17 protein-coding genes are annotated in these 17,988 nt (G+C 60.4%); 13 read left to right on the forward strand and 4 right to left on the reverse strand.

The window, feature by feature from the left end; translation table 11 throughout:
• The coding region (locus DBO86_RS03415; RefSeq protein WP_146173179.1) for a transposase domain-containing protein at positions 1-217 on the forward strand (217 nt) is incomplete at its 5' end.
• A 397-nt stretch (positions 218-614) separates the two neighbouring features.
• Here DBO86_RS03415 and DBO86_RS03420 read toward each other — a convergent pair.
• From DBO86_RS03420 to DBO86_RS03430, 3 genes are all read right to left on the reverse strand, one after another.
• On the reverse strand, positions 615-1,637 hold the full coding sequence (locus tag DBO86_RS03420; RefSeq protein WP_108232986.1) for a DNA cytosine methyltransferase: 1,023 nt from the start codon (positions 1,635-1,637) through the stop codon (positions 615-617).
• 3 nt (positions 1,638-1,640) lie between these two features.
• Positions 1,641-3,434 (reverse strand): ATP-dependent nuclease, encoded by a 1,794-nt coding sequence (locus DBO86_RS03425; RefSeq protein ID WP_108232987.1) that lies wholly within the window; start codon positions 3,432-3,434, stop codon positions 1,641-1,643.
• A gap of 503 nt (positions 3,435-3,937) precedes the next feature.
• Positions 3,938-4,834: a LysR family transcriptional regulator gene (locus DBO86_RS03430; protein ID WP_108232988.1), complete on the reverse strand. Its 897-nt coding sequence runs from the start codon at positions 4,832-4,834 to the stop codon at positions 3,938-3,940.
• A gap of 283 nt (positions 4,835-5,117) precedes the next feature.
• Here DBO86_RS03430 and DBO86_RS03435 point away from each other — a divergent pair, with 283 nt between their 5' ends.
• From DBO86_RS03435 to DBO86_RS03490, 12 genes are all read left to right on the forward strand, one after another.
• Positions 5,118-5,726, forward strand: a complete 609-nt coding sequence (locus DBO86_RS03435; RefSeq protein WP_014819566.1) for a TetR/AcrR family transcriptional regulator — start codon at positions 5,118-5,120, stop codon at positions 5,724-5,726.
• A gap of 184 nt (positions 5,727-5,910) precedes the next feature.
• Positions 5,911-6,336: a hypothetical protein gene (locus DBO86_RS03440; RefSeq protein WP_014819567.1), complete on the forward strand. Its 426-nt coding sequence runs from the start codon at positions 5,911-5,913 to the stop codon at positions 6,334-6,336.
• A gap of 27 nt (positions 6,337-6,363) precedes the next feature.
• Positions 6,364-7,404, forward strand: a complete 1,041-nt coding sequence (gene hlyD / locus DBO86_RS03445; RefSeq protein ID WP_014819568.1) for a secretion protein HlyD — start codon at positions 6,364-6,366, stop codon at positions 7,402-7,404.
• A 1-nt stretch (position 7,405) separates the two neighbouring features.
• Positions 7,406-9,178, forward strand: a complete 1,773-nt coding sequence (locus DBO86_RS03450) for an ATP-binding cassette domain-containing protein (protein ID WP_014819569.1) — start codon at positions 7,406-7,408, stop codon at positions 9,176-9,178.
• A complete protein-coding gene (locus DBO86_RS03455; protein WP_014819570.1) occupies positions 9,175-10,344 on the forward strand; it encodes an ABC transporter permease in 1,170 nt (389 codons plus the stop codon). The genes DBO86_RS03450 and DBO86_RS03455 overlap by 4 nt, the downstream gene beginning before the upstream one ends.
• A 4-nt stretch (positions 10,345-10,348) precedes the next feature.
• Complete coding sequence (locus DBO86_RS03460) at positions 10,349-11,467, forward strand: ABC transporter permease (RefSeq protein ID WP_014819571.1); 1,119 nt, start codon at positions 10,349-10,351, stop codon at positions 11,465-11,467.
• On the forward strand, positions 11,464-13,002 hold the full coding sequence (locus tag DBO86_RS03465; RefSeq protein ID WP_014819572.1) for an efflux transporter outer membrane subunit: 1,539 nt from the start codon (positions 11,464-11,466) through the stop codon (positions 13,000-13,002). The genes DBO86_RS03460 and DBO86_RS03465 overlap by 4 nt, the downstream gene beginning before the upstream one ends.
• Positions 13,003-13,022: 20 nt before the next feature.
• The gene (locus DBO86_RS03470; RefSeq protein ID WP_010792188.1) at positions 13,023-13,226 is read left to right on the forward strand and encodes a YgaP family membrane protein; all 204 of its coding nucleotides are present in this window, start codon (positions 13,023-13,025) and stop codon (positions 13,224-13,226) included.
• Between the two features lie 7 nt (positions 13,227-13,233).
• A complete protein-coding gene (locus DBO86_RS03475; protein WP_014819573.1) occupies positions 13,234-14,643 on the forward strand; it encodes an MBL fold metallo-hydrolase RNA specificity domain-containing protein in 1,410 nt (469 codons plus the stop codon).
• Positions 14,643-15,509: an LOG family protein gene (locus tag DBO86_RS03480; RefSeq protein ID WP_014819574.1), complete on the forward strand. Its 867-nt coding sequence runs from the start codon at positions 14,643-14,645 to the stop codon at positions 15,507-15,509. The genes DBO86_RS03475 and DBO86_RS03480 overlap by 1 nt, the downstream gene beginning before the upstream one ends.
• Positions 15,506-16,705, forward strand: a complete 1,200-nt coding sequence (locus DBO86_RS03485; protein WP_010792185.1) for a lipid A deacylase LpxR family protein — start codon at positions 15,506-15,508, stop codon at positions 16,703-16,705. Before DBO86_RS03480 ends, DBO86_RS03485 begins: the two co-directional genes overlap by 4 nt.
• A 60-nt stretch (positions 16,706-16,765) precedes the next feature.
• Positions 16,766-17,227: a cytochrome c gene (locus DBO86_RS03490; RefSeq protein ID WP_010792184.1), complete on the forward strand. Its 462-nt coding sequence runs from the start codon at positions 16,766-16,768 to the stop codon at positions 17,225-17,227.
• A 111-nt stretch (positions 17,228-17,338) separates the two neighbouring features.
• On the opposite strand, the gene DBO86_RS03495 is transcribed toward DBO86_RS03490, so the two are convergent.
• Positions 17,339-17,773, reverse strand: coding sequence for a LysR substrate-binding domain-containing protein (locus DBO86_RS03495; RefSeq protein WP_014819576.1), 435 nt, complete (start codon positions 17,771-17,773; stop codon positions 17,339-17,341).
• Between the last annotated feature and the right edge of the window lie 215 nt (positions 17,774-17,988).

Consider the following 17,988-nt stretch of genomic DNA (forward strand, 5'->3'; position numbering starts at 1 on the left):
CATCGGCCGCAAGAACTGGCTGTTCAGCGACACGCCGAAAGGCGCTACCGCCAGCGCGCAGATCTACAGCCTGATCGAAACTGCCAAAGCCAACGGGCAAGAGCCTTACGCCTGGTTGCGCCACATCCTTGAACGCCTGTCAGCGGCGAGCCGCGTCGAGGATTACGAAGCGCTGCTGCCGTGGAACTGCTCGCCAGCTTCTGCCTCTGCTTCCTGAAAAAACCGTCCGCCAGGACGGGGTTTATGGAGCGGTTACGAATGACGTGCTTGCGGGGGCTGAGCGTTGTAAAAGGAACGTCGGAATCTTGTACAGGATGGTCGCCGAGTGGAGCGATTACAGGCCAGGGAGCTGGGGTGATCAAAGCCGTTTAAGCACCAGAGAAGCAAAAGCCCCGTCAGTGATGACGGGGCTTTTGCTTAGCTATCTGGAGCGGGTGATGGTAATCGAACCCTTTCCGGCACCTCGCTGTGATCTGCAAATCCTGGCTTTACTGGTCTTGAGGTGCAGTCAGAGCAGCATTTTTCCGCTATCCCTTGCAGTGTTTTCGACAGCTTGCCAAAGCGGTAGGGGATTTGCTGCGTTTGTTCTATGGCACTTTTCGCAGTTCTGCGCTTCACTGCTGCTGTTTAATGGATAGGCCGACACGCTTAGCCATCAGAGGCGGAACGGCGTTGCCAACTTGTCTCGCTCTGGAAGATTTTGACCCGACAAAGCGGAACGTCCTCGGAAACGTCTGAAGGCATGCTGCCTCCCTAAGACTTAGGGCTCTGTCCTGGGTAGGATGCCCAAAACGACCATTAGAATAGCTGATGCATTTTGTTGTCAGCCCTACAGCAGGCTTGTCCCAACTCAAGCGTCCGTATACGTCTATATGACCTTCATAGCCTCGATGACAAGGCAAAACTAGTCTATCAGGCCAATGCTCACGCCCACCGCCTTCAGGTGTCATTTGAATGCGTTCAAGGTTAATTTCAGATAGCTGCATGGAAAAGTGATCGCTATCAGTTGGGTCGCATTCCCCGTGCTTGATTTCGGGGAGGTTTGATATCCAATCCCTTGTAGTCGAATAAGGTGTGCCATCCTTTCCGTGAGTAGGAGTTGGTAGTTCTATTTCTTGGTGTAGTGAAGCTAGTAAAATTAGACGACTTCTCTTTTGAGGCACCCCATACCATTGAGCTTCTACAACTTTTGTTTGATATGAGTAGCCGAGAGTTGTTAGTAACTGAGTGAATCGACTGAATGTTTCGCTCTTGGTCGCCTTTTTTTGCATGCCTGGTACGTTTTCAATGAAAACATAATCTGGAAGCCAGTGCTGTACGAAACGCCCAAACTCGTCAAGCAAGTTCAGTCGTTTGTCATTCGGTTGCCGCTGCCGATTTTGCTTTGAAAATGGCTGGCATGGGGCGCATCCGCTAAATAACATTGGATTCGACCTGTCTATTAAATTATCTAAGATGCTCGGGTGTACTGTGCGTATATCTGTCTCTATGAACTGAGCTTCTGGGAAATTCAGTCGAAAAGTTTCTGCTGAATCATGATCGACATCAAGACCCATTTTTATGTTGAAGCCGGCATCTCTGAATCCGCAGCTTGTCCCGCCGCAACCAGAGAAAAAATCAAAAACATCTATATGCATGGCTTATTCAACAAGTCTTCTAAGTTGTTCTGATAGAGCTACTATTGATGGGTTGTCGTTGCTAATGGTTGCCAGTCTACGCACCTGTGTTTCTAGTATTGCTGGTGCACTTATTTGTTCGCCTTCCATTAAGCCTTTCTCAAGACGTGTGAGTCTAACATATTTGTCTTTTGCGGGTAAATCTTCGCATTCTTTAGTCATATGATCTTTTGTCATATGCTCCCAAACAAACTCCTCTGGAGTTTTTGATGGGAGGAAGTTGGTGGTCTTTATTGCATAAATTAAGAAGTCGCGTTCGAGTGTTTTTCTATGTTCTGCTAGGTTTGGATCGTTTCCGCCGTTCTCAGAAAAGACCAGTTTCCCTGCGGATACACCTGTGAAGTTTAGAATGCTTTCTTTAAGCTTTTCATGATCGGCTTCAGGTATTTTGTCTGGATGTACCACTTCGTTTACGGGAGTTCTGTCGCCATCTAGGAAGAAGTAAGAGGCATCATCTTTTGCTTGGAATAGGCCGGTCATGCACTTGGAGAAAATAGACGGAGCCCCTCCCGGATACCAGATCACTTCAAATTGATTAAATGCCCCCTCTCCCAATATCCTGAGAGCTTTTCGTACTAGTTCAAATGCAAGTGGGTCTTCCACAAAGATTTTCTTTTTGTTGGCAGGTATTTGTCCAAGATGGAAGAAGGCTTCTGAAGGTTTTATGTTTTCTTGAGCAGTTATCTTGTGTGTGGCAGGGTTTGGTTGTAGTAGTGTTATTGCTTCAGGCGGAAGCCTGTCTATTATTAGTTTTGAGTGTGTGCCGATGAATATTTGGTGATGCCTTTCTAGTGCTTCTTGGAATAGGAATTCCATTAACTTGATTTGTGCGCCGGGGTGAAGTGAAACTTCAGGCTCGTCAAGAACTATAAGGCTGCGTTCTTCAGTTTTCATTATTTTGTAGACAAGCATGATAACAGCGAATTCGCCGCTTCCGGCAAATGCTTCGCTGTATGTAATTCCTTTGGATTGCAGTATTGCAGTGTGAGAGCGGTTTTCGAACAGGGAGTGTTCAATGAGTCGGATCTCTGAGTACTCTTTGCCTATTATATGTGATATCTGCTTGACTGCTTTATCAGATAGGAGTTCATTGGCGAAGACTTGTTCTTCTCTGCCTTTAAAGGGTTTGAATGTTTTGAGTCCTTCCCCAATTACCTTTCTTAATAGTTTTGAGCGCTGCCGGAGAATGTCTTTATTTTGTTTGCCCCGTAAATTCTCGGCAGCATCTCCGTGATAGAGTATTTTGTCGAATGCACTGATCTCGCTTCGAAAATCTAGTACTACGACCTTTTTTGTTATGCCCTCCCATCGAGTTCCTTTTCTTCCAGGTATTTTTTTTCCTATTGGTAGAGGAGGTAACAGGTCCATTCCATCGCTTTTTAATGGGCGAGATGGTTCCCAGACTTCCCCTTTTCCTGGGCGAGAAATCCGAGTTTGAATTACCTCTACAGTATTTCTTGAGTGGGGGTCAATGTATCCAAAAATATAACGTGGACGGCCGCCGCTTTCGTCAATTGGGTCTACATCCGTTTCAAACCAATATTCACTTAAATTTTTGAAGTGTGGGCAGCACGCAATTGCTCGAAGGACCGAGCTTTTGTTGGTGCCATTTGGGCCTACTATTGCAGTAATAGGAAACTTGAAGTCTATTCTCAAATATGGTGTTAGATTTTTGAAATGAGGGAATCTTATATGTCTAATAAAAGGCTCGTAGTTTTTGCCTTTCATCGCCCCCTGCAGTTTTTCTATAACGTCCATATCAAAACTCTTAAGCTGTTAGTTATTTTTCTTGAAATGTTTTCTGGCGTACCAGCGCCTAGCTGCTTCCTAGGTGATCGCTATCCCGAAAAAGGGGACAGATTTTTTCCGTCTAGCGCCTTTTCTACCTAGTCGCAAAGCGCCATCTTTCCCGGCCCAAACCTTTGCGGTCAAGCCCTACAAACGCCAGAAACGAAAAAGCCCCATCAGTGATGACGGGGCTTTTTCTTGGCTGTCTGGAGCGGGCGATGGGAACAGCACCCGGTCGCTAACTCGTTTATTACGAACGTCTTTTCCGATCCAAGCGTCACGGAATGGACTCGATTGTGGACTCAAGTCTTCGGCCTGGTCAACGCAGGCCGTTGCGGGTGATCCAAAGCGAGCCAAGCACATCCACTAACAGCCAGAGCATCGGATTTCATACCGAAGTCTATCTGTCCACTGGCACATCACGCCACAGGCCGCAACGGACAGGTGAGCTGCGTCCTCAAAGGATTGACTCATCATCGACAGGCGCGGTCCCGCCCGCCTTTCGCCCGCTCGATGAACCGCTTCATGGGCTCCGAGGGTTCGCCCTGGCGGCGCAGCAGGTAGGTATAGAGCACCGGTGGGGTGCCGGCCAGGGGACGAATGGAGATGTCCGGGCGCTGTAGCGTCTGCACCTGCGAGGCGATGGCGAAGCCGATGCCGTAGCCGGCACCGACCAAGGTCAGCATCACACCCAGGCTGGTCACTTCATCGACCAGCTTGAGGGGCGTGCCTGCGTCCTGCAGCAACGCTTGAATCTGATGGCGGCAGCCCGATCCCGATTCGGGATGGCACAGAACCAGCGGGAACTTCAGGGCTTCGGCCAGCGGCACCTGCACGTGCGCCAGCAAGGGGTGGCGTGCGGGCACGATCACCGACAGCTGATCGGTCCACACCGGCTCGGCGACGAGGCCATCATGTACCGCGTTTGACAAGGCAAAGCCGATGTCCAGCAGATCGTCGTGCAGCATCTTGAGCTGCTGCGCGAACGGCAACTCGAAGACGCGAATCTCCAGCTCGGGCTCATCCTCGCGGCTGCGTGCCAGCAAGGTGGCGATGCGGGGCTGCGCCAGGCTGTCGCAGATCGCGATGCGTAGATTGCCTTGGTAGCCCTGTGCCGCCGCCTTGGCGCTCTTGACTGCCTGCTCCACGGTGGCCTGCACGCGCCGGCATTCGCCGAGGAACACCTGGCCGGCCCAGGTCAGCCGCGTCAGGCGTGTGCTGCGGTCGAACAACTGCACGCCAAGCTGGCTTTCTAGGTCGCGCATCGCACGTGACACAGGCGATTGCTCGATGCCCAGACGCTCGGCTGCCCGGGCCAGATGCAGTTCTTCCGCGACTGCGATGAAGTAGCGCAGCAATCTGAAATCCAAGGCCACCTCCTGTTCGTCTTCTTCTGGTTCGGCCTCTCGGGCGCCAGCATCTCCATCCACATCCCGCCCACTTACGCCCCGCCAGGCTTGCGATGTGCCGGCGCCCTTCCGCCAATGAGGTGCGGAGGGCGACGTTTGCGCCCGCTAGAAATCGACCGTTGGCAGCCGTCTGAGATAGCAGTTCTGCTGTTCATCGAGACCTCTTTTTCGTGCTTCCCCTCTTGCGGCCTGGCTGCACAGTGGTAAGATAGTAATAGATTACTCACTTTTTGGGATGCAAGCAATGAGCGGACGCTCCAGGCATCTACCGGCTGATGAGAGGCGCGCGGCCACCGTCGAGGCAGTGGTCGACTTGGCTGCCGAACAGAACCCCAGCGACATCACGACCACGGCCATCGCGCAGCGCATGGGGTTGACCCAGGGAGCACTGTTCCGTCACTTCCCGACTAAAGACGCAATCCTGCAGGCGGTGATGTCCTGGGTTACGGAACGCTTGCTGGCTCGAGTAGACAAGGCCGCAGAAGGTGCTACGTCCCCCCTCGCAGCTCTTGAAGCGATCTTCAAGACGCACATCGACTTCGTGGCCGAGCACCCGGGGGTGCCGAGGATGCTCTTCGGCGAATTACAGCGGCCGGGGGAGACCCTGCCCAAGCAAATGGTGCAGACCTTGACCCGTCAATATGGTGAGCGGTTGCGTCGACTGCTCGAAGCCGGTAAGGCGCGAAGCGAGCTGCATTCAGAACTGGATGTGGACGCGGCCGTCGTCTTGTTCATCGGCACAATTCAAGGGCTGGTGATGCAGTCGTTGCTGGCGGGCGATGTAGCACGCATCCGCCGCGACGCGCCAGCCGTGTTTGCCATCTATCTCCGTGGCATCACGCACACCCGATGAAACGCCTTCCATCCTGCCGCCACGCAGTTCCTCGGTCAGCCGAGAGGCACACCACGGTCATGCGATCGCGTTGCGCCTCCAGCGCGAATCCGCGTCATTCAACACTCAGCCCGACCGCCCGGCGGAATGCACACGCACGCCGCGACGACGAAGGCCTGGGAGTTTCCCCGATCAAGTAAAGGCCATGAAGATGACCACTCATCCACAACGCAGCATCTGGCACTGGCTGATCTCCCTGCTTGCGATCGGCTTCGGTCTGCTCACTCTTCGGGAGGGCGGCGCCGTTCTGTTTGTCGACGGCGCGGCGCGCCAAGCCGCCGGCCACTATGTGCCCTTCGTGCTCTGGTTCAATTTTCTGGCCGGGTTCGCCTACATCGTCGCCGGCGTCGGCTTGTGGATGCGCCGGCGCTGGGCCGCGTGGTTGGCGATTGTCATCACGGTGGCGACCGCACTCGTGTTCCTCGCTTTCGGAGTGCATGTGGCTCTGGGTGGCGCCTGGGAGCGACGCACGGTGGTCGCCATGACGCTGCGCACGTTGGTGTGGGCTGGCATAGCGGCCATCGCCTGGCGCCGGTCAGCGGCGAATGCGCCGGTCGCACGCGAGCACTGAGCACCTTTATCCAGCGGAAACCCATCGATGAAAACTCCAAACCTCCTCTTCAAGAAAACCCGTTGGGTCGTGATCGCCGTCGTCGTGCTCGCTCTTGGCGGCGCACTGGCGTTCTGGTTGTCGCGCGACCATGGACAACAAGATGCATTGCGCCTCTACGGCAACGTCGACATCCGCGAGGTGCAACTGGCCTTCCGTCAGCCCGGGCGCGTGATGCAAATGGCTTTCGATGAGGGCGATGCCGTCAGCGCGGGCGCGCGCCTGGCGGCGCTTGACGCGCAACCCTATCGGGAAGCACTTGCGGCAGCACAGGCCCAGGTGCAGGTGGCGCAGGCGGAACTGGCCAAGCTGCGCCGCGGTCTGCGACCGCAGGAAATCACCCAGGCGCGCGAAGCCCTCAGGCAGGCCCAGGCGCTCGCCACCGAGACCGAGCGCAATTTCCAGCGCCAGAGTGGCCTGCTGGCATCTGGCGCCAGCAGCCAGCGCACGGTCGATGCAGCCCGCACGGCGCGCGACCAGGCAGCCGCTGGCGTCGAAGCGGCCAAGGCGGCCCTGTCGCAAGCATCCGAAGGTTTTCGCAAGGAAGACATCGCCGCGGCAGAAGCTCGCCTTGCGGCCGCACAGGCTGCCGCAGCGCAAGCCACGACAGCCTTGGCGGACACCGAGTTGATGGCGCCCAGTAGCGGCACCGTCATCGCACGAGTGCGGGAGCCCGGCAGCATGGTCGCAAGCCAGAGCGCGGTCTACAGCCTGAGCCTGGACAAGCCGGTTTACGTGCGCGCCTACGTGGGCGAGTCGGACTTGGGGCGCATCGCGCCCGGTACTTTGGTGCGCGTCAAAAGCGATTCATCAGAGAAGGTCTATCGCGGCCAGATCGGCTTCATCTCGCCGCGCGCCGAGTTCACCCCCAAGACGGTGGAGACGACGGATTTGCGTACGGATCTGGTCTACCGCCTGCGCATCGTCATCGACGAAGCCGACAGCGACAGTGCCTTGCGCCAGGGCATGCCGGTGACGATCGAGGTCGATGCGAAAGCCGGCACCCGTATCCCGGCGGGGGAGCGTTGAAATGCAGGCAAGCCCTGCTATCGCCGCCGTGCCTGCGGGTGCGGGCGAAGACGCTGCCATCGTCATCGAAGACGTGGACAAGCATTTCGGCGACGTAAAGGCGCTGCGGGGCTTGAGCGCGCGCATCCACTATGGACGGCTGACGGGTCTGGTCGGCCCCGACGGCGCCGGCAAGACGACGCTGATGCGGATTCTGACCGGCCTCCTGGTGCCGAACGCCGGCCACGTCACCTTGGCAGGCTATGACGTGGTCAAGGACAACGACGCCATTCATGTCGCCAGTGGCTACATGCCGCAACGCTTTGGCCTGTACGAAGACCTGTCGGTGATGGAGAACATGCGCCTGTATGCGCAGTTGCGCGGCATGGATGCGGACCGCAACGCCGATCTGTTTGCCGAGCTGCTGGACTTCACGCGGCTCGGACCCTTCACCAAACGCCTGGCCGGCAAGCTCTCCGGCGGCATGAAGCAGAAGCTGGGCCTTGCCTGTGCGCTCATGGCGCGGCCGAAGGTGCTGCTGCTGGACGAGCCGGGCGTGGGTGTCGACCCGGTCAGCCGCCAGGACTTGTGGCGCATGGTGCAGGCGCTGACCGATGAAGGCATGGCCGTGGTCTGGTCCACCGCCTATCTCGACGAAGCCGAGCGCTGCGAGAGCGTGCTGCTGCTGAACCAAGGGCAGCTCCTGTTCGATGGCCCGCCGCAGGAGCTGACCGCGCAGCTCGAAGGCCGCAGTTTCCGTCTGGAAGACGTCGGTGCCGAGCGCCGAGCGGTCCTGACCCAGGCACTCGACCTGCCCAGCGTGAGCGATGGCGTGATCCAGGGCGCCGGCGTGCGCGTGGTGTTGCGCGAGGGCGCTCAAGCGGAGCAGCTCCAGGCCCTGTCCGATCAGGCGCGAGTGGAGCTGGCGCAGGTGCCCGCGCGCTTCGAAGACGCCTTCATCGATCTGCTCGGTGGCGGCCCCGGCGGCACTTCGACGCTGGCCGAGCGTCTGCCGCCGGTTGAGCTGGGTTCCGACATTGCCGTGTCGTGCCGAAACCTCACCAAGCGCTTCGGCGAGTTCACCGCCACCGACAACGTCAGCTTCGAGGTGCAAAAGGGCGAAATCTTCGGCCTGCTCGGCCCTAACGGCGCCGGCAAGTCCACCACCTTCAAGATGTTGTGCGGCCTGTTGAAACCAACTGCTGGCGAAGCGCATGTGGTGGGCCATGATCTGCGCCGCGCCACCGGCGCAGCCAAGAGCCGGCTCGGCTACATGGCGCAGAAGTTTTCGCTCTACGGCCTGCTCTCGGTGCAGCAGAACCTGGAATTCTCGGCCGGCGTCTACGGACTGGAAGGCAACACCCGGCGCGAGCGCATTGCCGAGATGATCGAAACCTTCGATCTGGGCGACTGGCTGTCCGCCACGCCCGATTCCCTGCCGCTGGGCCACAAGCAGCGCCTGGCATTGGCTTGTTCGCTGATGCACCGGCCGCCCGTGCTGTTCCTAGATGAACCCACTTCGGGCGTGGACCCGATCACCCGGCGCGAATTCTGGACCCACATCAACGGACTGGCCCGCAAGGGCGTGACCATCATGGTCACCACCCACTTCATGGACGAGGCCGAATACTGCGACCGCGTGGCCATGCTCTCGCGTGCGCAACTGATTGCGCTGGATACGCCCGACGCGCTCAAACGTTCGGCGGTCAGCTCCGAACGACCCGACCCGACGATGGAGGACGCCTTCATTCACCTGGTGGAGTCGGCGGACCGCGAGCTGGAGGCCGCCACATGAACGGCACCACAAAGCACAAGGACGGGAATGGACCACAGCAGACCGACCTGCGCCATTTTGATCTGCGGCGCTTGATCGCCCTGGTCACCAAGGAAAGCTACCAGGCGCTGCGCGACCCCTCGACGCTGCTGATCGCGTTCGTGCTGCCGGTGGTGTTGCTGCTGCTGTTCGCCTATGCGGTGTCGCTGGATGCGAAGGATGTCCGCGTCGGCGTGGTGCTGGAGTCGCCCGGCGCTGCAGCGCAGGAGCTTGCGGCGGCCTTTGCCGGCACAAAGTTCCTGGATGCCCACTTCGCCCATGACCGGCGCGAAGTGGCCGACCAGCTGGTCTCAGGCGACCTGCGCGGCTACGTGGTGATCCCGCAGGATTTCGAGCAGCGGCTGGCCCAGCGTGGCAGCGAGCCGCTGGTGCAGATCGTCACCGACGGCTCCTACCCCAATACCGCCAACTACGTCGAGAACTACGCCCGCGGCGTGGTCCAGTCCTGGCGTGCCGGACTGGACGTCGGAGCACCAGCGCAGGCCGTCATGCTGGAACCGCGCTACTGGTTCAACCCCGAGCTGGAAAGCCGCCGCGCACTGATTCCCGGTGCCATCGCCATCGTCATGACCATCATCGGCACCATGCTGACTGCACTGGTGGTGGCGCGCGAATGGGAGCGCGGCACCATGGAGGCGGTGCTGTCCACGCCCGCCTCGGTGGCCGAAATCCTGATCGGCAAGCTGCTGCCGTATTTCGTGCTTGGCATGCTATCCACACTGGGTGCGGCGGCGCTGGCGGTGTTCGTGTTCGGCGTGCCGATGCGAGGCTCGCTGGCGGCGCTGCTACTGCTGTCGGCGGTATTCATGGTACCGGCGCTGGGTCAGGGTCTGCTGATTTCCTCATTGGCACGCAACCAGTTCCTGGCCGCGCAGATCGCGCTGTTCACGGGTTTTCTGCCGGCTTTCATGCTGTCGGGCTTTCTATATGAGATCGACGCGATGCCCGCGCCAATCCGGGCCATCACCCGGCTGGTTCCGGCGCGTTACTTCGTCGATTCGCTGAAGACGGTGTTCCTGGCCGGCGACATCTGGGCCGTGTTCCTGCCCAACCTTGCGGCCATGGCGGCGATCGGGGTGCTGTTCTTCGTGATCGCCAAGCGCGCCACGCGCAAGAACCTGGAGTGACGCGATGTTGACTTCCGCATTCTCGTTCACCCGCCTGCGCGCCCAGTTCATCAAGGAAGTGCTCAGCGTCCTGCGCGACCCGCGGAGCCGGATGGTGGTGTTCGTGCCGCCGATCCTGCAGTTGCTGGTGTTCGCCTTTGCTGCGACGCTGGAAGTGCGCAACGTCGATATCGCCGTCTACGATCAGGATGCGGGGCGCTGGTCGCACGAGTTGGAACAGCGCCTGGACAGCGCGCGCTTCATCACCCACGTCCGGCATGTCGACAGCCAGCAGCAGCTGCACGAGCTGATCGACCGTGGCGAGGTGATCGCCGCGCTCGCCATCCCGGTGGATTTCTCGCGCTCCATCGCTGCCGGCGAAAGTGGCCGCGCCCAGGTACTGGTCGATGGCCGGCGCAGCAACTCGGGGCAGATCACCGTGGCCTATCTGTCTACCATCGCCGCCGATGTCGGCGCTGAGGTCGTGCCCGACGCCCAGGCACCGACGCCAGTGGTCGTGCGCCACTGGTTCAACCCGAATCTGGTCTACCGCTGGTTCATCGTGCCCGGCCTCACGGGCATCCTGGCGCTGTTCAGCGCGCTGCTCATCACCTCGCTGTCGATTGCACGCGAACGCGAGCTTGGCACCTTCGACCAATTGCTGGTGTCGCCCACTTCAACGCCGGAAATCATCATTTCCAAATCACTGCCGGCACTCGCAATTGGCACCGTGCTGGGCCTGTTCATGATCAGCGCAGGCGTATTCCTGTTCGGCATCCCGTTTACTGGCTCGTTTGCACTTCTGCTCGCCAGCCTGGTGCTGTTCATCCTGTCGGTGGTCGGCATCGGCCTGATGATTTCCGCGGTCAGCATGACCCAGCAGCAGGCCATCCTGGGTGCGTTCGCCATCGGCGTGCCGGCGGTGCTGATGTCCGGCTTTGCGACGCCTGTGGAAAACATGCCTGTCGTCCTGCAATGGCTGGCCCAGGCCATTCCGCTAACCCACTTCCTCATCATCGTCGAAGGCAGCTTTCTCAAGGCTATGCCGCCCGGTGACATTCTCGCCAGCCTGTGGCCGCTGGCGGTCATCGCCCTTGCCACGCTGACGATGGCCACCGTATTCGTCCGAGGACGCCTGCAATGAAATCCAAGACCCGCACTCCCTTTCTTCGCGCAACCGTCACCGGCCTGACCCCAGGGCGCGTGCGTCCGCTCGCGCTGGCCCTGTCCTGCGTGCTGCTGACTGCCTGTGCGACCGTGGGCCCCGACTACCGCGAGCCGCCGCCGGTCGACGTCGGCAGCGGCTGGACCTTGCCGTTGGCAAGCGAATCCCAGTCCGCAGACTTGAGCCACTGGTGGTCTGCACTGGACGATCCGATCCTCGACCGCCTGATGGCCACGGCGCTGGCACAGAACCTGGATCTGCGCCAGGCTGCGGCACGCATCGATGAGGCACGCGCCCTGCGCGATCGCGTGGCCGGCGAGGCATTGCCCACCGTCGGCGCTGGCACGAGCGTCAACCGGCGCCGTCAAAGCGAGAACGGCCCCTTGCCCATCGGCTCCATCCCCGGTCTTGACGCCACGCAGACCATCTACGATGCGGGCTTCGACGCGGCCTGGGAAGCCGATTTGTTTGGGGCCAAGCGGCGCGCCATGGAAGGCGCCAGCGCCCGCCTGGAGGCGACCGAAGCCGAGGCACAGGGCGTACGCATGCGCATCGTGGCCGAGGTCGCGCGCACCTGGTTCACCGCCGCCGGCGCCCGCTACGAGTTGCACACACAACAGGCCACGCTAGATACGCTGCAGCAGACCTTGGAATTGGTGCGCCTGCGGCATGCGCTGGGCGACGCGTCGGCCGCCGACGTGGAGGCGGCGTACGCCCAATGGACAGCAGCCAACGCGCTTATCCCGGATATCCAGGCGCGCCAGCGCGCCGCGGTGCTCAGCCTGGGCGTGCTGCTGGGCGCACCGCCGGAGCGGGAGCTGGCACTGCTTGATGGCCCCTTGACGCCGAGCACGCTGCGGGCGCTGCCGGTGGGCGAGCGCGCAGATATGCTGCGCCGACGCCCTGACGTGCTGGCTGCGGAACGTCGCCTGGCAGCGAGTTCCGCCGACATCGGCGTGGCCACAGCCGAGTTGTTCCCCAAACTCTCCATCGGTGTCGGCGGCGGGTTCCAGGCGCTCAGTACGGGCAATTGGTTCGATGCATCCAGCTCGCGTTTTTCCATCCTGCCGCTGATTTCCTGGCGCCTGTTCGACGGTGGCCGCGTGCGAGCCGAAATTCGGGCACGCGAGGCAGCCGAGCGGCAGGCTGCGCTGGCCTACGAGCAGGCGGTGCTGGCGGCGCTGGGCGATGCCGAGCGCGCGCTGGGCGACTATCACGGCGGGCTGGACACACTGGAGCGCCGCGGCATGGCACTGGATGCCACGCGCGTGAGCTACGGCCACGCCAAGGCCCGCTACGCCGCGGGCGACATCGCCCTGGTCGAACTGCTGGCAGCCCAGCGCAGCCTGCACGAGGCGGAAACCGCAGCCGCGCGGGCGCATACCAACGCCGCCGTGCAATTGGTGGCGCTGTACAAGGCCCTTGGTGGTGGCTGGGACGTATCCACGACGGCATCGACCGCAACCCATCCGCTGCGGGGCGCTGCCGCCCCCGTCGCGTTTTCAAGCCGCTGATTCAACACAAGGAGACCGTCATGCAAATCAACGTTGGAAATCTCGACCGCATTGTGCGCATCGTCATCGGACTGATTTTGCTCAGTCTCCCATTGTGGCTGGACTCATCCTGGCGTTGGCTGGGACTCATTGGAATCATGCCACTCCTCACCGGCCTGGCAGGCCGCTGTCCTGGCTATCGCCTGCTCGGCCTCAGCACTTGCCCGATGCGAAAACCCGAGTGAACGCCCTATGAAACTCAGTTTTTTGGGCGCAGCCCGAGAAGTCACCGGATCGTGCTTTCTGGTCGAAGCGGCTAATGTCCGCTTCCTGGTCGATTGCGGCATGGTTCAAGGTGGGCGTATAGCAGCAGCACGCAACCACGAGCCGTTCGCGTTCGACCCGGCGTCCATTGACTTCGTCCTGCTGACCCACGCCCACATCGACCACAGCGGGCTATTGCCCAAACTCACGCGCGCCGGGTTCAAGGGGCCCATCTACGCCACGCCAGCGACGGTTGATCTGCTCGGGGTGATGCTGCCCGATAGCGCTCACATCCAGGAAAGCGATGCCAAGCGGGTTGCCAAGCGGCTCAAAGAAAAGACCGTGCCGCCACCCCTGTATACCCTGCAGGATGCACACGAATGCCTGCAGCAAGTACGAGGTATCGAATACGACCGGGAGTTCGCACCCCGCGTCGGAGTGCGCGCCCGCTTTCGTGATGCCGGACACATCCTTGGTTCGGCCATCGTGGAAGTGTGGATTACCGAGTACGGTTACCCCACGAAGATCGTGTTCAGCGGCGATCTGGGTCAGCCGGGACGCCCCATCCTGCGCGACCCGACACCCATTGAGGAAGCCGACATCCTCGTCATCGAGTCCACCTACGGTGACCGCCGGCACAAGGATTTTTCGGCGACCGAAGCGGACATGATCGGCATCGTCGAGAAAACCCTGTTCGAGCGCGGCGGCAATGTCATCGTTCCGGCCTTTGCGGTCGGCCGAACCCAGGAGGTGCTCTACCACCTACATCGTCTCACCTGCGAAGGGCGTCTGCAGCGTCCAATGGTGTTTGTCGATTCGCCGATGGCCACCGAGGCCACACGCATCACGCGTGAACATCTCGAATTGTTCGACGAACAGGCGAAGCGGTTGGCCGGATGGCACGCGCGCGGCGAGAACCTCCCGTACCTGGATTTCACAGCGAGCGCTGAGGAGTCCATGGCGCTGAACCGGATTCGCTCCGGGGCCATCATTATTTCTGCCAGCGGCATGTGCGATGCGGGACGTATCCGGCACCACCTGCGCCACAACTTGCCACGCCGCGAATGCAGCATCTTGTTTCCCGGTTTCCAGGCGCAGGGGACGCTTGGCCGGCGCCTGATCGAGGGGGCCGAACGTGTACGCATCTTCGGCGAGGACATCCCGGTACGTGCGGCGATCCACAGCGTGGACGGCCTCTCGGCGCATGCCGACCAGAAGGCGTTGCTGAATTGGGCTCGGGGTTTTGTTCACCCACCGGCGCAAACCTTCGTGGTGCATGGGGAACTGTCTGCCGCGCAGGCCTTCGCCGAACTCCTGCAACAGCAACTCGGCTGGCAGGTCACGGTGCCCGAGCATGGTCATGCGCTGCGCTGGCCGGAATTTCTGGCGCACGAGTGATGAAGCCCGCCGAAGATCTCGCTGAACGCCTGCGCGCCATCCGCGAGTCGCCAACGTACCGTCTTGCGTACGAAGACATCGAACTGCTTGGCCAGGACGAACTGCGGCCGCTGCGACTGCAGCTCGAACTACTCAAACCTGAGCGCATCCTGCACGAGAAAGGCATCCGCTCGACGGTAGTGGTCTTCGGCAGCGCACGCGTGAGCGATGCCGAGACGGCAGAAGCCCGCCTTGGCGCGCTGGAGCGTCAGGCGCTCGTCACTCCGGAGAATGTCGGGCTGCGGCAAGAGCTTGCGCGAGCCAATCGCCGGGTCGAACAGGCACGTCACTACGAGCAAGCGAGGCGTTTCTCGGGCCTTATTTCGGCGCGTTTCCAGCAGCAAAACCGCCGTGATTTCGTCGTCGTCACCGGAGGTGGGCCCGGCATCATGGAGGCCGCCAACCGCGGTGCTTTCGAGGTTGGCGCACGTTCGATTGGCCTCAACATCACGCTGCCCCACGAACAGGCACCCAACCCCTACATGTGCCCGGATTTGGCGTTCCGATTCCACTATTTCGCGCTGCGCAAGATGCACTTCTTGTTGCACGCCAAGGGCTTGGTGGCATTCCCGGGTGGCTATGGAACGCTCGATGAGCTGTTCGAGGTGCTCACCTTGATCCAGACCGGAAAGATGCAGCGTATTCCGGTAGTGCTGGTCGGCCGTGCATTCTGGCGTCGCGTAGTTGATTTCGACCTTCTGCTCGACGAAGGCTATGTCTCTCCATCCGATCTCGACTTGTTCACCTGCGTAGACGAAGCGGAGGAAATCGTCAGTGCCCTCGAACGCTTTTACGTCAACAGGGCGGCAGGCGATGGGGCAACATGATTGGCATCGACGGGTATCTCTGGAGCCTGCGCGGCACCAAGGTGCGGCAGCCGATGCAGTGCGCCGCCTTGTTGATTACGGGTGCATTGTTCAGCCCGATTGCTGCTTTCGGTTCCGAAGTCTCGCTCTCTGCAAATCCTCCCTCCTGCTCACCAGAGCAATCCCTGCGCTGGCGGGGCGGCACTCTGCGTCTGGAGAACGATTTGTTCACCGGCTCCGATCGCAACTACACCAACGGTGTCGCGCTAACAGCAGTCTCACGCGATCTGCAAGGCGGGCTCCGTCCGGAATGCCTGCCCCAGCCGATTGGCTTGTACGCCCGCTTCATCGGCTGGGCTGATCCAGGCTTCTGGCACGACGCCGGCGCCCACTCGTCGTCGCAAAACCTCGTCGTGCGCTTTGGCCAGTCCATGTACACGCCCGAGAACAAGACGCGCACCGACGTGATTCCAGATGACCGACCGTACGCTGGTTTGCTCTACCTGGGTTTGGCGTGGAATCGCCGCATCCACCCACAAGCCGCCAGCTACGAAATGCTTGACGTGCGTGAGCTGACCCTGGGCGTGATCGGCCCCTGGTCGCTGGCCGAGCAATCTCAGGATCTGGTGCATCGGGCACGCGGCATTGAGCGATTTCGCGGCTGGGACAACCAGTTGCGCAACGAGCCGGCGTTTCAGATGGCCATGGAGCGCAAGTTCAAGCCGTACACGGAGGGTGCGGTCCGCCCTGGATGGGGCAGCGACGTGATCGGCAGCTATGCCCTGCGGGTCGGAAACATCGAAACCGCCGCCAGTACCGGCGTGGAGTTTCGCGCGGGCTGGAACATACCGAACGACTTCGGCAGCTATCCGATCCGCCCTGGCGCAGAGAACCGCCCGCCCTCTGGTGTTGCCGATCTGCGCACGACAACGCCGCAGTCGGTCCTGGCGCCCAAACCTGGGGCACATGTCTTCCTGAATCTGGAGGGTAAAGCCGTCGCCTGGGACTTCTCACTCGACGGAAACATGTTCCGGCATAGCCATCACGTCAGCCGGCGGCCTTGGATCGCGCAAGCAGCTCTCGGCATCAGCAGCCAATGGATCGTTGCTGGACGTGGCGTACGGCTCGCCGTGATGCGCGTTTGGAGAACCCGCGAGTTCGACCAGCAGGCGGGCCATCACGCATTCGGATCGATCGCGCTGAGTCTGGAATTTTGAGGACACCTGCAACCAATCGTTAGACCCAAAGCATTCGTCACAACATCAATGGAGAAATTCGTGAACCAGCCCTTGAAACCCAGATCGTTTTTCACCGTCCCGCTGTCCGTGCTCTTGGCAACCTTCGCCACGGCACTCGGTGCGCAGTCCGTAGAGGCGGCAAAGCCAATGGCGCTTCGTACCATAATGGAAAGACTCGGTCGCGACATGCAAGCCGTCACGGGCGCGATCTCCAAAGAAGACTGGCCGCTGGTCGCCGAGCTAGCACCACGAATCGCCAAGCATGCCGAGCCGCCCATGTCGGAAAAGATGCGCATCCTTGCTTGGCTTGGGGCAGACGCTGGAAAGTTTCGGGGTCTTGATGGACAGGTCCATGACGCCGCGACCGCCATGGGCGAGGCTGCACAGCGGAATGACGGCCAAGCAGTCATCGCGGCTTTCTCCAAGACCCAGCAAAGCTGCCTAGCCTGCCACCAGAGTTACCGTCGCTCGTTCGTGGGAAAGTTCTATGGAAGCCGCTAGCAAGGGATGGCTACACCTGTTGACGGAAGACTAGCTTCTGTCCAATCAATATACCTCGACGCGTTTCAGGTTCCCAGGAAGCCACCCGTGCAGCGATCACGGGTTCCTGCTTCACCCGCGGCAGCACTCGTTGGATCTGACGTTCATGACCCCCGTATGCATGTGGGTCACCAGCACCAGCGGATAACGCAGCACCTCGTCCAGTGAGATACGTTTGTGCTTGAGCAGCGGATGCCATGCCGGCGCCGCGACCATGAGGGGGGGCGCTCCAAAGCGCCTTAGCCACGATGTCGTCACCCACTTCACCAGACTGGGCCCTAGGTCATACAGATCGCCATGCAGCCCCTTGATTTGCTGCGACAGTGACACCTCGAACAGGCGCAACTCGACGTCGGGCTCCTCCTGCCAGCTTAACGCCAGCAAGGTCGGCAAGCGCGACGGGGTGATGCCATCGGACAGCGTAATGCGTTGCTGACCGTGAAAGCCGTTGGCCGCTCCCCTCACGCTGTCGCGGGCTTGCTGCAAGGCAGTGAAGAGGCGCGGCACATGTTACAGGAATTGCTTGTCCGCCCGCGTCAGCCGCTTGCTGCGACTGCTCCGGCCGCAGTGCTTCAGCGGCGCGGTTACAGGTGGCGATCTCGAATTCGCCGAACATGCCCATCGACAGTTCATCCGGCGCGATGCCCGCTGGCGCGAACTTCAGACGCTGCGCTGCCGCCCGTGTCGACAGACCAAATCGCTCGCCCTCGGGGAGTGACGTA

The organism is Ectopseudomonas oleovorans (genome assembly GCF_003052605.1).
Lineage (GTDB): Bacteria > Pseudomonadota > Gammaproteobacteria > Pseudomonadales > Pseudomonadaceae > Aquipseudomonas > Aquipseudomonas oleovorans_A.

Coding starts and splice junctions, on each gene's coding strand:
- DBO86_RS03480 (WP_014819574.1), top strand. CDS start 14,643: ATGAAGCCCGCCGAAGATCTCGCTGAACGCCTGCGCGCCATCCGCGAG.
- DBO86_RS03465 (WP_014819572.1), top strand. CDS start 11,464: ATGAAATCCAAGACCCGCACTCCCTTTCTTCGCGCAACCGTCACCGGC.
- DBO86_RS03440 (WP_014819567.1), top strand. CDS start 5,911: ATGAAGATGACCACTCATCCACAACGCAGCATCTGGCACTGGCTGATC.
- DBO86_RS03470 (WP_010792188.1), top strand. CDS start 13,023: ATGCAAATCAACGTTGGAAATCTCGACCGCATTGTGCGCATCGTCATC.
- hlyD (WP_014819568.1), top strand. CDS start 6,364: ATGAAAACTCCAAACCTCCTCTTCAAGAAAACCCGTTGGGTCGTGATC.
- DBO86_RS03435 (WP_014819566.1), top strand. CDS start 5,118: ATGAGCGGACGCTCCAGGCATCTACCGGCTGATGAGAGGCGCGCGGCC.
- DBO86_RS03460 (WP_014819571.1), top strand. CDS start 10,349: ATGTTGACTTCCGCATTCTCGTTCACCCGCCTGCGCGCCCAGTTCATC.
- DBO86_RS03450 (WP_014819569.1), top strand. CDS start 7,406: ATGCAGGCAAGCCCTGCTATCGCCGCCGTGCCTGCGGGTGCGGGCGAA.
- DBO86_RS03425 (WP_108232987.1), bottom strand. CDS start 3,434: ATGGACGTTATAGAAAAACTGCAGGGGGCGATGAAAGGCAAAAACTAC.
- DBO86_RS03485 (WP_010792185.1), top strand. CDS start 15,506: ATGATTGGCATCGACGGGTATCTCTGGAGCCTGCGCGGCACCAAGGTG.
- DBO86_RS03420 (WP_108232986.1), bottom strand. CDS start 1,637: ATGCATATAGATGTTTTTGATTTTTTCTCTGGTTGCGGCGGGACAAGC.
- DBO86_RS03475 (WP_014819573.1), top strand. CDS start 13,234: ATGAAACTCAGTTTTTTGGGCGCAGCCCGAGAAGTCACCGGATCGTGC.
- DBO86_RS03455 (WP_014819570.1), top strand. CDS start 9,175: ATGAACGGCACCACAAAGCACAAGGACGGGAATGGACCACAGCAGACC.